Genomic DNA, 14,586 nt, shown 5'->3' on the forward strand with positions numbered 1-14,586 from the left:
TTTTATTTTAAGACATTCAGAATTTTCTGCAGTTCTGTATTTCCGCTTCCCTGATAGTTATTAATAATGATTGAAAATACATATTTTTTTCCGTCTTTGGCTGTATGATATCCTGCAAAAGATTTGGTATCCCTCATTGTTCCGCTTTTCATCTTCATTCCATTATCCTGGATCGGGAAACCGTCATAATAAGCATCAAACCAGGTCTGTTTCCTGGCATACAGCAAAGCCTGAACTTCAGCTTTGGCGGCAACATAATTTTGCGGCGAAAGTCCGCTTCCATCGGCAAAATTGATCATATTCGGATTGATCCCTTTAGATTTCCAGAATTCTTTTAAATAAGCAACTCCATTCTTAAAACTGGAATTCCCGTTCTTTTCTTTTCCTAAAGTTTTAATCAGGGCCTCCCCATAAAGATTGACACTTTTCCGGAGAAACCAATAGACTATTTTATCCAAAGTTGGAGATGCATAAGTGAGAATTACATTCTTTGGAGCTACCGGTACTGCTTTTCCTTCCAGTTCTAGCTCTGAACTGGTGGTTACTTTTCCTGAAAGCTCAATCCCTGACTCTTTAAGCCATTGCTGTACTTCCGTTCCCAGCTGCAGCGGCGGATTGGGAAGAGCACCGGACACCGTAACTGTTTTTCCTGCTGGCAGTGTGCCGTTAATTAATGCTACATCAGAATGTGGCGCCGTAAAAATAAGGCTCTGATCAGAACTGCCGCCGGCCTTCAGATCGTTCAGCCATTTTACATTTTCCAGTGGATAAGAAAAGCCTTTAAACTCTGTCCCGTTAATGTTGATGTCAAACTGGTTTTCTCTCCAGTTGATTCCCCAAACTCCGGCTCCGTAATAGTTGCCGAGGTCATCCCAGGGCCATCCGCCCGGAATCGTCTGATGGTCAAAATAAGAATCATCAATCACCAGATTACCGGAGATCTTTACAATTCCTGAGGTTTTAAGGGCATCAATGAGCTTCTTTTTAAAGTTTTCAGGTTTGTAGGCATCATACCGCCAGCTTCCCAAAGTAGGATCACCATTGGAACTGATCATAAAATCCCCGTTAAGAATTCCTTCAGATACATTTCCGGAATAGCCGGCTGTTGTTTTATAGGTGTAATTTTTTCCCAACGTCTCAAGCGCTGCACCGGCAGTGAAAATTTTCTGTGTAGAAGCTGTTGACAGGCCTTTACTCCCCTGATATTCGTAAATGAATGTCCCGTTTTCATCGGTAACATAAAATGATAAACCGGATGACACAGCCCCCGAAGAATCCATAAGATCTTTCGTGGCTTTATCCAGCTTCTGCGCAATATTCTGGGCAGACAGTACCTGAACCGACAGTATAAGAACTGCAAGTGTTTTCTTCATTGCAAGGCTTTTATAAATCTAAACTTATAGGCATGCTTCGTAGACTGCACAAAGCACCTATTATTCAATTCCTGATCAAATATAATAAAAATAACAGCTAGTTTTGACGGCTTAAAGGATAGTGCCCGCCTCTATTTCATAAGGTTCTTTGCCTTTTTCAAAGATCCTTGTCATTTCACTGCCCTCTACTGTAATCTTATCTCCGGTTCTTCTGATCCAGTTTCCTTCACGAAGTCCGATTACTTTCGTATCATTCTGGGTAAGGAATTCCCTGATTCTTGTTTCTCTTGTTTCTCCGTTATGCTTTAAATCGGGATTCGGGTCCAGGTAATGCGGATTGAGATTGAACGGAACAAGACCCATACAGTCGAAACTTGGCGGATAAACAATAGGCATGTCATTCGTGGTTTTCATATTCTGACCTCCGATATTACTTCCGGCACTGCAGCCCAGATAGGCTTTTCCACTTTCAACATTTTTCTTCAGAACAGACATCAGGCCTTCTTCATGCAGTGTTTTTACCAGCAGGAATGTATTTCCCCCACCTGTAAAATATCCCTGCGCATTATTTAAAGCTTCTGTCTTATTGTCAAATTCGTGAAGACCTTTCACCTTAATGTTGATGGTTTCAAAGAAAGAACGTGCCTTTGCTGTATAATCCTCATGTGAAATTCCGCCGGGTCTTGCAAAAGGAACAAAAATGATTTCATCAACACCCTTATATAATTTAACTAATTCTTCTCTTAAATATTCTAAATACTCTCCTCCGAAAAGTGTGGAAGTGGATGCTAATATGATATTCATACAGGGAAATTATATTGATTATTAAAAAAATTGTTGAGTTACAAAGATAAACTCAATCCCTGACGAATCAAAAATTAAGCTAAAAAAAAACATTGATCCGTTAATATTTTCTAAAAAAACTTAAAGGCTCTAAAATTTAATTTTTTGTGGAATTATTATTGAATTTTAGACAATAGAATTTTAAAAATGTAAGATTATGAAAATGGCTAAAATTAATATTAAAAATTTGTTTTTAGGTTTAATAATTGCAGGAAGTGCAAGTCTTGTCAATGCACAAACGACTAAAGCAGACACTGCAAACAATACATCGAATACAGCTGCTACAGCTCAGGCAGGAAGCAATTCCACTATCGATGGTCTTAAGAAACAAATTGAAACCAATCCAAAAGATACGGAAGCACTCTCAAAATTAGCAACAGCTTATCAGGAGGCTTCAGACTGGACCAATGCAGTTGAAACATGGAAAAAAATATCTGTCTTGTTACCTGACTGGGCTCCTTCTTATTACAGCCAGGCTTACGCCTATCAGTCTGCTAAAGATGATGCCAATGCCAAAATTGCTTATGAAAAGTATATTGCCACTGTAAAACCGGAGGAGGTAGAGCAAAATAAGAAAAACCTGGCTTATGCTTATTTTTATCTTGCCTTTACAGAACAGAAAACTGACCCTAACAAAGCAAAAGAACATATTGCTAAATCTATAGAGTATGATCCTACCAATCAGGACGCTCTAAAACTTAGCAAAGTTCTAAATTCATAATAAAAAAATAAAATCCGGAAAATATTTCCGGATTTTATTTTTACCAATTTAATTCCCAGCGGCTTATTTCAATCAATTTTTTTACCGAAGAAATCCGTTTCTCCATGGAGATGCCGGATAATTTTTTCAATATTCCTTTCGATACCGGCATCTGTTTTAAGATTGTTGATATACCGGATCAGTTCGTTTCTTCTGGATGGGATAAGGTTTTCAAAGTTACGGGTTGCTACAGCACTTCCTTTAATCGCAGCATCCAGTTTGGGGTGAATAGCAATTGTCCGGTCTGAATCATCAAATTCAATAGTAACTTCAATTGTTTCCCCTATTCTTTTGGGAGAGTTTTTAAGCATCAGAAGATTGACATACAGTCTCCATTCCCCTAAATATTTCATCAGGTTCTGCCTGAATTCTTTTCCGTTTATGGTTCCTTTCACAGGAACAGGGCTTTTATCCTTCCCTGCTGCCCTGAAAATTTCAGTTAAGATCTCTTCAGGAACAAAAACAAAAGGATTGATACCTATAATTTCCAGTACGGCTGTAAAACTGCAGTTTTTCATGTTTAACAAAGATAATATTTTATATGAAATGAGTTGCTGATACGTGATACGAGGTTGTGAGATTCAGGTTACAGTTTATAAACATTCCTTCAAACCTTCCCACCTCTAACTTCTAACTTCTAACTTCTAACTTCTAACTTCTAACTTCTAACAAAATTAAAATTTTCCACTCACAAAGGGAATCATTATCTTTGCAGCAATAAATCTAAACGAACGAAATGAAATTTTTTATTGACACAGCCAATTTAGAGCAGATCAAAGAAGCAAGAGACCTTGGAATTTTAGATGGGGTAACCACCAATCCTTCATTAATGGCAAAAGAAGGAATCCAGGGGAATGAAGCGATCAAAAATCATTACAAAACGATCTGTGAACTTGTAGACGGAGATATTTCTGCTGAGGTACTTTCTACTACGTATGAAGAAATGATTAAGGAAGGTGATGAATTGGCAGCAATCCACCCGAATATTGTGGTAAAGATCCCGATGATCAAAGACGGGATCAAAGCTTTAAAATATTTTTCCGATAAAGGAATCAAAACCAACTGTACGCTTATTTTCTCTGCAGGCCAGGCTCTTTTAGCTGCTAAAGCAGGAGCTACCTATGTTTCTCCTTTCTTAGGAAGACTGGATGATATCTCAACGGACGGATTAAACCTTATCCAGGAAATCAGATTAATTTTTGATAACTATATGTATGAGACTGAGATTCTGGCAGCATCTATCCGTCACTCTATGCACATCATCGACTGTGCTAAAATCGGGGCAGATGTGATCACCTCTCCACTTCCTCCGATCTTGAGCTTGCTGAAGCATCCGTTAACAGACAGCGGACTGGCTCAGTTTGTTGCAGATTCTCAAAAATTAGCTTAATTATTGACAAGCTATTCAGATATAAACTCCCGGAACTTTTTCGTTCCGGGAGTTTCTTTTATTTCAACAGATCAAGTTCAAGAATATTATTTTCCTTTTTAATTTGATTAATCAATTGCGTTTCTCTGTCTTTTCTCTTCGCATTAGAAGTTTTTACCAATTTTCCTGAATCATCAATTTCCAAAACATCACGGCTTTGTGCCTGCATCAGCTTTTCACTTTTCATTGGATCTTTACAGTAGTCCTTAAAAGCTTGTTTATATTTTGTTTCATTCAATTTAATAAGGGGGTCAAAACCATCCTTATTCTTTCTGGAACTCTTCCATTCATATCCTTCCGGAAGCTTTTTAATTCCCTTTAGTTCGAATGAATGCGTCTGGCTGGAATCCTCTAACTTTACAATCAGTCCGGGAAGCCCATAGAATTTATAAGGTCCGTCCTGAATGAGCACCTCTGTGGTAAACCATGCAATCCATTTTCTGCCAACAAATTCGCAAACAGCTTTTTGAGCAGTCAGTTCTCCGATCTTTGCTTTGTCAGGAAGAATTTTCCATTTTTGCTTTCTTCCCTCCTCTACCATATACATATCAATACCCAGAGAATTGAAAAAACTTACCGAATAATCAGGATATGACTTTTCAACACTATAACGAATTTTACCTTTGAACTTAATTTTTGAAAGATCCGTTTCTATTCCACGCTTAACATGTAAATCCATAGCAGCTGCCCAGATAGAATCCGATTCAGAGACCTCTTTACTGTAAAACTTAGATCCTTTAGGAATAACATCCAGAAACATTATTTCAGTCTCCTGGACATCTCTTGCTGTAGAATCAATGCTAAACCTATACTCATAAATGAATCTTTGACTCTGAGCACCGACTGAAAGGGTTAATAGGAGAATGAATAAGGTGATTACTTTTTTCATAATAATGATTAATATGATTTTAAATTTTCTTCAACATTTTTAATTACCCTGCAGGGATTTCCCACAGCGACAACATTATCAGGAATATCTTTGGTGACTACACTTCCCGCTCCTATCACTGCATTATTTCCAATGGAAACACCAGGCAGGACGACCACATTTCCTCCGAACCAGACATTATCTCCTACGGCAATCGGACGCGCATATTCAAGGCCTTCATTTCGTTGTTTTGCATCCAGGGGATGTCCTGCAGTATAAAAACTGCAGTTCGGGCCGATAAAAACATTGTCCCCGAACTTCACTTTTGCGCAGTCTAGAACAGTCAGATTATGATTGGCATAAAAGTTCTCTCCGGTCTCGATATTATAGCCGTAATCGCACCAGAAATTGGGCTCAATGTAAATATTTTCTTTTGTGCTTCCCAGGATTTTTTTGATTAATTCGTTTCGGTTCCGGGTATCGGAATTTTTCAGCTGATTATACTCCAGACACAGGTCTTTGCATGCCATACGTTCACTGATCAGCTGTTCGTCATAGTTGGCATTGTATAAAAGCCCGGCTTCGCATTTTTCCTTTTCCGTCATAGTATTTAGATTCAAGGTTTAAGGTTTAAGGTTTAAGGTTTAAGGTTTAAGGTTTAAAGATAGTAACAATAACAAAAAAACAGAATAGTTATTAATAACCATCCTGTTCTCTATTCAAAAATTATGCAGACTACTTCACCAGATCAGGTTCGATCGGGTTGTTATTTTTCTGAAGCGTTTCTTTGGTCCTTTTTTCCATTTCCTTGAACACCTGATTGGGATCCGACAGCTCTTTTCCGTCTGGAGTTTTCATTTTAAATGCCACTTTTGTATTTGAATCGCCGCCATTTCTCATCAACATTTCTCTCATATTTTTGGCCGGATCATTTATATAGGCTTTCCATACTTTTTTGTACTGGTCTTTTGTGATTTCCAGTTCTTTTCCGCCCATTCCCAATATTCTGACATTACCCGGAAGCTGTGCCTCTTTTTCCTCTGCAGGATTCTGTATTGTTTTATTTCCTGCCAGTGTCATAATGTGTGAACCTGTTGCATCTTCCATCTTCACGATAAGTCCCGGAAGGCCATAGAATTTATACGGTCCGTCCTGAAAAGGAATATCTGATGAAAACCATGCGGTCCATTCTCTTCCTCCATAGCTGGTAACAGCTTTCTGGGTATTGTATTCCCCAATTTTCTGCTTGTCAGGAAGAATTTTCCATTCCGGCTTTTTATCTTCCAGCACCTTATATTTGTCTGTACTGACCGTTGTGAAAAGATAAGTTTTGAAATCGGGATAGCTTTTTGTTATTTTATAAGAGACCTGGCCGGGCTTTTCTCTTCTGTTGATGCTGATGTTACTGCTGCCTGAGCTTATCTGTTTCTGCACCTCTGCCGCGGACGTAGAATCTGAAACAAATTTGTCTTGGCTGTAATAGGATGACCCTGTTTTACTGATATCCAGAAGCATCATTTCCTTTTTCACATCTTCTTTATTGTTGGAATCGGGAATGAATTTGTATTCATAAAAAAACCTGTTGGTCTGGGCCTGGGATAGTATGCCCAGAAGGAAAAAAAATAAAATTTTAGTTTTCATCATAATTTGAATTTAATCATAAAAAAAGCTCTGTCAATATAGTATTGACAAAGCTTAATGGTACTTATTTCTTTGTCTGAATTCTTATTTCGCCACGTCTGATATTGGCTCCATTTTCTTTATTAATAATGACGCTTGCAATATTTTCAGGTTTTATGGCGTCCATTTCACTTTTGGTGATCTCTTTTCCATCCAGGAAAATCTTAGTATCATCCAGGCCATTCACCTTAAACTTTTTTACACCATTCATGGCAATCATTCCGTTGGCATCTTTCTTAATGTAGTCTGCCTCCAGCTCCATGGTTCTGTTTACTGAACCCGGCTGAGCAGTATGGGTGCTTTTGTAAAAATAGACATTTCCTTTGGCACCTTCCGAAATTCTTTTTAATGCCTCCAACCGGACTTTCTCGCCAGCTTTTCTTGCTTTTTCTCCTTCAAGCCTTGCTCTTTCACCGGCTACTCTGGCCTGCTCTCCGGCCATTCTGGCTGCTTCACCCTGTATTCTTCCTATCTCTCCGGCTTTCATCCCTTCAATTCTGGCCTTCTCTCCCATTTCTCTGGCCTTTTCACTCAATTTCATGGCTTCAATTCTCGCTTTTTCTGCTTTTTTGCTGGCCGTTTTTCTTTCTCTGATCGCTTTCCTTGATGCTTTTGTATCCCCTGAGTCCCAATTTTGAAATTTCATTATTCTCACTCTCGGAGCATTCGGAGCTGCAGGAGGTACCGGAACATCTGGAAAGTCAATGTCCAGGTCGGAAAGATCAGGCATTTCCACACCAAGATCTTCAAGGTCTTTAGTCCTGTTTTTCCATTCATCAGATTTAAAGAAATCGTTTATTCTTTTTGATTCTGTACCAGGGATGGTAAAAGCCATTTTAAAATCATCAGAATTGGTAATTCTTCCTATTTCTCCTGAAAGTTCACCAATCTCATCCACCTTCTGCTGAAATTCTTTACTTTCCGGTTTCAGGGTTTTTAAAGCTTTACTTTTTTCTTCGATTTTCTTTCCGAGTTCTGCTATTTCTTTCTTACTTGAAGATTCTTTGAAGAATTTCGGACTTATGATTTCTCTTTTTTCAGTTTGCTGTGGGGTAATGGTATCTCTTTTAATCTGAGAAACAGCTTCCTTAATCGCTATATTCGTTTCTTTAATCTCTTTGTTCTTGGCATTTACCATATAGGCAAAAGCTACTGAAAATAAAACCGGTAATGCAAAAATTCTACGCGCATATCCGAATTTGGTTTTTGGTTTTTGTAACATTTTGAGTCGTTTTTTTAGATTTGAACTTAGAAACGGACTGGCAGCAGGCAACTGTGTTCCGGAAAAGTGGCTTGCTAAAAGCATCTGCGCAAATGCTTTGGTATCCGATTGTTTTACAGCCTTTTTATCGGCCAGGTATTCGTGGATCAGACTGATCTCTTTTTTAATGATATGAAAAAACGGATTGAACCAGAAAACAGAGGTGATAATCTCAATAAAAATCTTATCGAAGGAATGTTTCTGCTCAATATGAACCATTTCATGTTTTAAAATCTGCTCTCCCACATCGGAATCCAATGTGATGGTGTTTTTCCAGAAAAGATTTTTAAAGTATGAAAACGGAGCTTCTGTCAGGTTTGTACGGTAAAAATTGATCCCGTCAAAACTTTCTTTCTGAAACTGCTTTTTAAGCTTCTGGATCTTGAGGACCCCGAAAATCAACTTCCCTAAAAAGTAGAGAGAAACCAGTCCCAAAGCTGAAAAAATAATTCTAAAATAAATGTGGCCATTGTCTATGTTTTTTTCTGTATTAAAATTCTGTATTTTGTCAAGAAGCATATACATATCACTGTTCACTTCTATTGTAAAGTCATCTACCCTGATCAGGGGTAGCAACAGGGATACGACCATTGCAAACAGGAGGTAAAATCTGTTATAATGATGAAATGTCTTGTCTTTTAAAGACAACTGGTAGTATAAAAACATTACACCGGAGCATACAATTACTTTTCCCAAGTATAAAAATACAGTTTCCATGATCAGTTAGTTTTTCTTTTTGAGTTCGTTCAGGAGCATTTCAAGGTCTTCCACGGTCATTTCGTTCTTTTCTACAAGGAAAGAAACAGCGCTTTTATAAGAACCTTTGAAATAGTTTTTCACCAGGCTTTTCATGGTTTTCCCGGAGTATTGTTCTTTGGTAACCAACGGGAAATATTCATGCTGTCTGCCATACACATGATAATCTACAAATTCTTTATCCTTCAATACTTTTAAAATTGTAGACACAGTATTGGTATGGGGTTTCGGTTCCGGAAAGAGGTCCAGAATATCTTTAAGGAACCCCTTTTCGAGTTTCCATAAATACTGCATTACCTGTTCTTCTGCTTTTGTCAAATTCTGAATTTTCATATCCTTTTCATTTATCATTAAAGTCAATAGAATTTTAATAGAATTCTATATCACTAAGAAATTAGTTATACAAATGTAGAAATAAAATCGAATCAAACAACTAATTTTCTAGTGATAAAAGGCAGGCAGGTATAATCAACTGATAATCAAGCAAATAAATTTTATTAAAATATGTTAAATTTTTATCACACCTCATTTATTGCCTGTTTAATATGCATAAAAACTTAATATTAGTCTCTAAATTCTTAAAACTTGTTAATTTTTATTAAATAAAATTAAAATGAATTTGTTTAAACTGAGAAAATATATTTATTTTAGTGCTTTAAAAATTTCTCATGAAAAGATATAACTTATTGATTGTACTATTACTGCTTATTTTTAATGTGACTACAGCTCAAAAGAAAAATTCTCCGGCTGCAGATCTCAGTATCTTAAAGGAAACCAAAACGAAAATCGAAAACACTGTTCCATTGGTCATCAAGCATCTTCAGGCTATTGCTGATAAGGAAGGCAATACCCAAATTGTTACCAACGGAAAGACTGCTTTAGGAAAAGAATACGGTATTCTGGAATCCGAATGGTTCCTGTACAGAAATAATATGAAGAACTGTATTCTTAACAATTCATCCAAAAAAGCTAAAAAATGTATGGAATACCATACACAATACCTAAGAAATACATTCATCAACTACAACAATTATATTTCAAACCTTACAAGAAAGAACGGCTACCTTGGTGTGGAAGGGGATACAAAATTCGATTTCAAACCGGCAGAAATCAGTACAAAACTAAGCGAGGCTTATTTCGGTGCCAATGATGCAGCAGGAAGAATGAAAAGTGGCCAGAAAAAAGAGTTTCTGGAACAGACCATGTCCGAAGATAACAAGCTTACTCCTTACGGTCAATTGGCTCAATAAATATTAACTACATGATAACGAATCCTGCTTTTGTAAGCAGGATTTTTATTTTAATGCAATCCGTTATTTTCGATCTTTTGCTGATAACCTTCGCAAATTTTTAGTATTGTGTTGGGATGTTCTTCAAATTTCCCCAACCCGATAGAGTAATAATTTTTGCTGTACTTTTCAAAATCAGATACTCCTCTGTTTGTATTCTTTATCTTAACCATGAGGCTGTACTTCGTTGAAGTAGTATACCCGCCACCTTCAGTCGGTTCCCGGCGTTCATAGGCATCAATCTGAAATCCTGTGATTTCTGTCCAGAGAATTTCATTATCAGGAGGTATGGAAAAACAGCCTTCAAAATGCATAATGTCAACAAAATTCCGCCCGTAACATAGCTTTATTCCATCTTTGGATACAATTATTTTCTGCTTTACATCCCAGATATATCCGGAAATAATCACCACAGGCAGAAACAGAGTCACAATGATTAAAAAGATGATAAATATTCTTCCTTCTTCAGCCAAAATCAGCCATTTGATAAGAAAAAATAGAGGAACTGCACAGAATATGAAGAGCAGTATTGAATCGGTTATAACTGATTTTTTCTTTTCTGTAATAATAATGGTTTCCATAGGCCTGGAATTTATAATGAAACAGGATAAAAATAAACTTTATTTTACCGTACCAAGTTAATCTAAAAACATTGCAAATGTTTAAAATAATAAAGAGAACCACAAATGCAGTTCTCTTTTAGTTAGAATATATACAAAACATTAATCATTATTATATCCTGATGAAAAATTTTAAGTTATGGAAAACGATCTCCGCCGGAAGGCTGTTATGCATTAATCATAAAAACATTCAAAAAAGTAGAAAATGAAGGCGGAGATCATTAAAACATAAATAGACTCTTTAACCAGTTTCCCGGCTATTGAGCGATACAAAAGTAAGCTTCAGATCTGTTCCGGTAAAAAATATATTGTAGAATTAAATAAAACACTTTGTAGAAGTTATACTACTTTTGAGACAATAGAATGATAAGTCAAATTTTATTTAAACACTTCATTTCATTTATCCAGCCAATAAAAACAACATGTTTCGGATTTTATAAAAGCAATGCGCTTCAGAAATTTGCATTATAAAATATAAAATAATGAATGATATTATCCGAAGAATAGAAAATGCAGACTGGCAAACGGTTACTGAAAATATGCATCAAAATGGATATGCCATAATACCCGGTTTGTTATCAGATCATGAGTGTGAAGCATTAAAATCAGATTATGATAACCCGGCCTTATATCGTAAAACAGTTGTAATGGCCCGTCACCGGTTTGGGCTGGGAGAATACAGATACTTCAATTATCCGCTTCCTTATCTTATTCAAACAATAAGAACACATATATATCCACACCTCGTTCCTATAGCTAATGCTTGGTTTAAAGCGTTAAAGGTCGATGTGGATTTTCCATCGGAACATACGGCATTGCTACAGCAGTGTCATGATAACGGCCAGCAGAAAGCAACGGCTTTAATCCTGAAATACGGAAAAGGGGGCTTCAATACCCTGCATCAGGATCTTTACGGAGATATTTACTTTCCCATCCAGATCGTTTTAATGCTGAATGAGCCGGAAAAAGATTTTACAGGCGGAAAATTTGTACTTACCCAGCAGGTTCCAAGAGCACAGTCCAAAGCCATAGTTCTTAATCCAAAGAAAGGTGATGCCCTGATTTTTACCACCCATTTCAAACCAGAAAAAGGAACTAAGGGATATTACAGAGTAAATATGAAGCATGGCGTAAGTGAAGTGAAAAAAGGCAATCGATGTACCCTTGGAATTATTTTTCATGATGCTGCCAATTAACTAATGGAAATGCATACAGAAATCCCTGACACGATCTTAAGAAGTAAAATCAAAAGCCGGGAAATTAAATTCGGAGGAAACCGGAAGCTAAAAATTTACGGACTGCTTCATTGTTCGTCCGGTAAAAGAATGAAACGGGAAAACAGGGTCTTTTTTAAATCTGAAAAAGAAGCATTGGAAAACAATTACCGCCCGTGTGGACACTGCATGAAGGTGGAATACAAGCTATGGAAAACTAATTGTGGGATTCTGTAATGATAAATACCTTTTTTTCAATATCATTGTAAAATCAACAGAATGTTATAGGTATGAGAATCAAAATATCAGTGTTCCCTATTTTCGGTTTTATTTTTATTGGTGGTCAGACAGCAGTAATGGAAATCAATTATGAAACTAAAATCATACAGGACAGTATCCATAAAAGTCAGATAAATGTATATGCTTCCACTTTATTATGTAATAATCTGGAATCATCCTACTACAGCCGTGAGGCTAAAGCTTTTTATAACAGAAATTCTAAAAGAACTCCAACGATCAGCACAAACTATGGGGCCATTCCTAAATATCCTAAATCAGTCATCAGCGTTTATAAAAGCAAAGAAAATTTGGTGGTATCCATACCTGTTGGCAGGTATATTTTCACTTATGAAGAACCTAAGCTGAAATGGGAAATACTGAACGAAAGAAAAGATATACGAGGTTTTAAAAGCCAGCTGGCAAAAACCATAACGGATACAGGTGAAACCTTTTTTGCCTGGTTCACAGATGATATAGCTATTCCTGACGGACCTTTCAGATTTAAAGGCTTGTCCGGCCTGGTTCTGGAAGTATATAATAAAAACAGAACGATTGAGATTTATGCTACTGATATCAGGAAATCTGAAGAAATAATAGAACCGCTGAACTACGGAAATGATGTCAAAGCAAAAACTAAAAAGCAATTCCTGGAAGCAAGGAAGAATTATCAGGACAATCCATCCATCTACAATGGAAATATGAGAGTATTTGACGAAAACGGAAATGAAACCACTAAAAAGATGACCGATCGTATAAAAAGCTATACTACTTTCCTGGATTAAAATCTGAATGCTTTATTTTTCTTGTTGTTATTCCAAAACACAAGCTTATTTTGGCAACTCAAGTTTGTGTTAAAAAAAACTATTGAGCTACGCCATAAAAGAATTCTATTTTACATAATATAAAAGTTTAAAAAAATGTATATTCTCATAACTGTGAATAAAAATTAAATTGTATACTTGTCTTCAGATTGCAATCCAAAAAAAATAACAATTTAAAAATTAGACAATTATGAGAAAAATTATTTTATTAGCAACTTTCGGAGTTGCAGGCCTTATGGGGGCTAAAGAAACAGTTGAAAACAAAATTGAAACTAAAGGAAGTGCTGAAGTTGTATTTCAATTATGTGGAGTAATGGTAACTTATTTTAATGCTGCAGGGGAACCTACAGATCAAAAGTGGTTTACCAGTGATCAACCTACTCTATCCGCTTGCCAATCATATCAAGACGGAGTTATTTCCAATTTACAAAGTCAGGGATATAGAGTTGAAAAAGCTGCTACTGGGGCAAGTACTGATCTAAATTAAAATTATGAAAAAGTTTCTTTTTCTTTTTTCTCTTACTATTTTTGGATATTTAGTTGCACAAAAACAGTTACATATACAATATTTAAATGTTAGGTCCACGGTAGCAAATGTGTATGAAGATCTTTACACAGATGGCAAAAATGTTTTATCCAAACAGGACGGCAATATAATGTGGACAAATCCCGCCTTTGATAAAAAGAAAAAAGGGATGGATCAGTATTACATTTCAACCCTATCTACAGAAGAAAGAAATTTTTTCTTTACCACACAATTAGATAATGTAGGCAATTATTTTGTATATGATAAAGTTCCACAAATTAAATGGTCAATTGATAAAGAGACCACAAAGAAAATTCTGGGCTACAAATGTTTTAAGGCAACCTCTATTTTTAGAGGCTCACCGATAACAGCATATTTTACTGAAGAGATTCCTTATTCTGTTGGTCCTTTTAAATTCTTTGGGTTGCCTGGAGCAATTCTTGATGTGAGAGTAGATGATAAAAATTATGATTTATGGAAAGCTGTTAAAGTGGATCTTTTTGATGCAACCAAGATTGATTTCCAACCAAAATTTCCTGAGTTTAAAAAGATAAACATGGAAGACTTTGTAAAATTGAAGGATAAAGTCTATTCATCAAATCAGTCAACAGTTCCTGGTAGCATAAGTAAAACAGTAAGTGTAAGATTAGGAGTAGAAAAAACTTTCGAATGGGAAACAAAACCCTCCCATTAGAATAAAAAGAAGTATCTATTAATAGCCTAGCTAATACTTGTATTATATAACATAAAAAACCTGTATAACTTGCTGTTATACAGGTTCCTATTTAATTTAGTAGCGGGAACCGGACTCGAACCGATGACCTTCGGGTTATGAGCCCGACGAGCTACCTACTGCTCCATCCCGCG

General features: G+C 36.4%; 17 protein-coding genes and 1 tRNA gene. 8 read left to right on the top strand and 10 right to left on the bottom strand.

Annotated features, from left to right (window positions below):
• Nucleotides 1–2: 2 nt before the first annotated feature.
• Together dacB and pepE are read right to left on the bottom strand one after the other, a co-directional pair.
• Nucleotides 3–1,373 carry a D-alanyl-D-alanine carboxypeptidase/D-alanyl-D-alanine endopeptidase gene (gene dacB, locus AC4IFE_RS14820; RefSeq protein ID WP_490757924.1) on the bottom strand — a complete coding sequence of 457 codons (1,371 nt, stop codon included), beginning with the start codon at nucleotides 1,371–1,373 and terminating at the stop codon, nucleotides 3–5.
• 111 nt (nucleotides 1,374–1,484) lie between these two features.
• Complete coding sequence (gene pepE, locus AC4IFE_RS14825) at nucleotides 1,485–2,177, bottom strand: dipeptidase PepE (RefSeq protein WP_490757925.1); 693 nt, start codon at nucleotides 2,175–2,177, stop codon at nucleotides 1,485–1,487.
• Between the two features lie 196 nt (nucleotides 2,178–2,373).
• On the opposite strand from pepE, the gene AC4IFE_RS14830 reads away from it, so the two are divergent.
• Complete coding sequence (locus AC4IFE_RS14830) at nucleotides 2,374–2,937, top strand: tetratricopeptide repeat protein (RefSeq protein ID WP_490757926.1); 564 nt, start codon at nucleotides 2,374–2,376, stop codon at nucleotides 2,935–2,937.
• Nucleotides 2,938–3,005: 68 nt separating this feature from the next.
• On the opposite strand, the gene AC4IFE_RS14835 is transcribed toward AC4IFE_RS14830, so the two are convergent.
• Nucleotides 3,006–3,494 (bottom strand): DUF1905 domain-containing protein, encoded by a 489-nt coding sequence (locus AC4IFE_RS14835; RefSeq protein WP_490757927.1) that lies wholly within the window; start codon nucleotides 3,492–3,494, stop codon nucleotides 3,006–3,008.
• A 218-nt stretch (nucleotides 3,495–3,712) separates the two neighbouring features.
• Between AC4IFE_RS14835 and fsa the strand changes: the two genes are divergently transcribed.
• Entirely contained in the window at nucleotides 3,713–4,366 is a 654-nt protein-coding gene (fsa, locus tag AC4IFE_RS14840; RefSeq protein ID WP_307209089.1) for a fructose-6-phosphate aldolase, read from the top strand.
• A 58-nt stretch (nucleotides 4,367–4,424) separates the two neighbouring features.
• On the opposite strand, the gene AC4IFE_RS14845 is transcribed toward fsa, so the two are convergent.
• The 5 genes from AC4IFE_RS14845 to AC4IFE_RS14865 all read right to left on the bottom strand — a co-directional run bounded on the left by AC4IFE_RS14845 (nucleotide 4,425) and on the right by AC4IFE_RS14865 (nucleotide 9,303).
• Nucleotides 4,425–5,294: a GLPGLI family protein gene (locus AC4IFE_RS14845; protein WP_490757928.1), complete on the bottom strand. Its 870-nt coding sequence runs from the start codon at nucleotides 5,292–5,294 to the stop codon at nucleotides 4,425–4,427.
• Nucleotides 5,295–5,302: 8 nt separating this feature from the next.
• A complete protein-coding gene (locus AC4IFE_RS14850) occupies nucleotides 5,303–5,878 on the bottom strand; it encodes a sugar O-acetyltransferase (protein ID WP_490757929.1) in 576 nt (191 codons plus the stop codon).
• 130 nt (nucleotides 5,879–6,008) lie between these two features.
• Nucleotides 6,009–6,917, bottom strand: a complete 909-nt coding sequence (locus AC4IFE_RS14855; protein WP_490757930.1) for a GLPGLI family protein — start codon at nucleotides 6,915–6,917, stop codon at nucleotides 6,009–6,011.
• 61 nt (nucleotides 6,918–6,978) lie between these two features.
• Nucleotides 6,979–8,931, bottom strand: a complete 1,953-nt coding sequence (locus AC4IFE_RS14860; RefSeq protein WP_490757931.1) for a M56 family metallopeptidase — start codon at nucleotides 8,929–8,931, stop codon at nucleotides 6,979–6,981.
• Nucleotides 8,932–8,937: 6 nt separating this feature from the next.
• Nucleotides 8,938–9,303, bottom strand: coding sequence for a BlaI/MecI/CopY family transcriptional regulator (locus tag AC4IFE_RS14865; RefSeq protein WP_040994660.1), 366 nt, complete (start codon nucleotides 9,301–9,303; stop codon nucleotides 8,938–8,940).
• A gap of 335 nt (nucleotides 9,304–9,638) precedes the next feature.
• Between AC4IFE_RS14865 and AC4IFE_RS14870 the strand changes: the two genes are divergently transcribed.
• Nucleotides 9,639–10,220 (top strand): hypothetical protein, encoded by a 582-nt coding sequence (locus tag AC4IFE_RS14870; protein WP_490757932.1) that lies wholly within the window; start codon nucleotides 9,639–9,641, stop codon nucleotides 10,218–10,220.
• A gap of 50 nt (nucleotides 10,221–10,270) precedes the next feature.
• Here AC4IFE_RS14870 and AC4IFE_RS14875 read toward each other — a convergent pair whose 3' ends face one another.
• Entirely contained in the window at nucleotides 10,271–10,840 is a 570-nt protein-coding gene (locus AC4IFE_RS14875; protein ID WP_490757933.1) for a hypothetical protein, read from the bottom strand.
• A 521-nt stretch (nucleotides 10,841–11,361) separates the two neighbouring features.
• Between AC4IFE_RS14875 and AC4IFE_RS14880 the strand changes: the two genes are divergently transcribed.
• The 5 genes from AC4IFE_RS14880 (at nucleotide 11,362) to AC4IFE_RS14900 (ending at nucleotide 14,413) form a co-directional block, all read left to right on the top strand.
• Nucleotides 11,362–12,075, top strand: coding sequence for a 2OG-Fe(II) oxygenase (locus tag AC4IFE_RS14880; protein WP_490757934.1), 714 nt, complete (start codon nucleotides 11,362–11,364; stop codon nucleotides 12,073–12,075).
• A gap of 3 nt (nucleotides 12,076–12,078) precedes the next feature.
• Nucleotides 12,079–12,330 carry an Ada metal-binding domain-containing protein gene (locus AC4IFE_RS14885; RefSeq protein ID WP_490757935.1) on the top strand — a complete coding sequence of 84 codons (252 nt, stop codon included), beginning with the start codon at nucleotides 12,079–12,081 and terminating at the stop codon, nucleotides 12,328–12,330.
• A gap of 53 nt (nucleotides 12,331–12,383) precedes the next feature.
• Nucleotides 12,384–13,154, top strand: a complete 771-nt coding sequence (locus AC4IFE_RS14890) for a GLPGLI family protein (protein WP_490757936.1) — start codon at nucleotides 12,384–12,386, stop codon at nucleotides 13,152–13,154.
• A gap of 229 nt (nucleotides 13,155–13,383) precedes the next feature.
• Complete coding sequence (locus AC4IFE_RS14895; protein ID WP_490757937.1) at nucleotides 13,384–13,680, top strand: hypothetical protein; 297 nt, start codon at nucleotides 13,384–13,386, stop codon at nucleotides 13,678–13,680.
• A 4-nt stretch (nucleotides 13,681–13,684) separates the two neighbouring features.
• A complete protein-coding gene (locus tag AC4IFE_RS14900) occupies nucleotides 13,685–14,413 on the top strand; it encodes a GLPGLI family protein (RefSeq protein ID WP_490757938.1) in 729 nt (242 codons plus the stop codon).
• A 100-nt stretch (nucleotides 14,414–14,513) separates the two neighbouring features.
• Here the strand turns inward: AC4IFE_RS14900 and AC4IFE_RS14905 are convergent.
• Nucleotides 14,514–14,586, bottom strand: a tRNA-Met gene (locus AC4IFE_RS14905).

It is taken from the genome of Chryseobacterium sp. UF-81 (assembly GCF_058245105.1).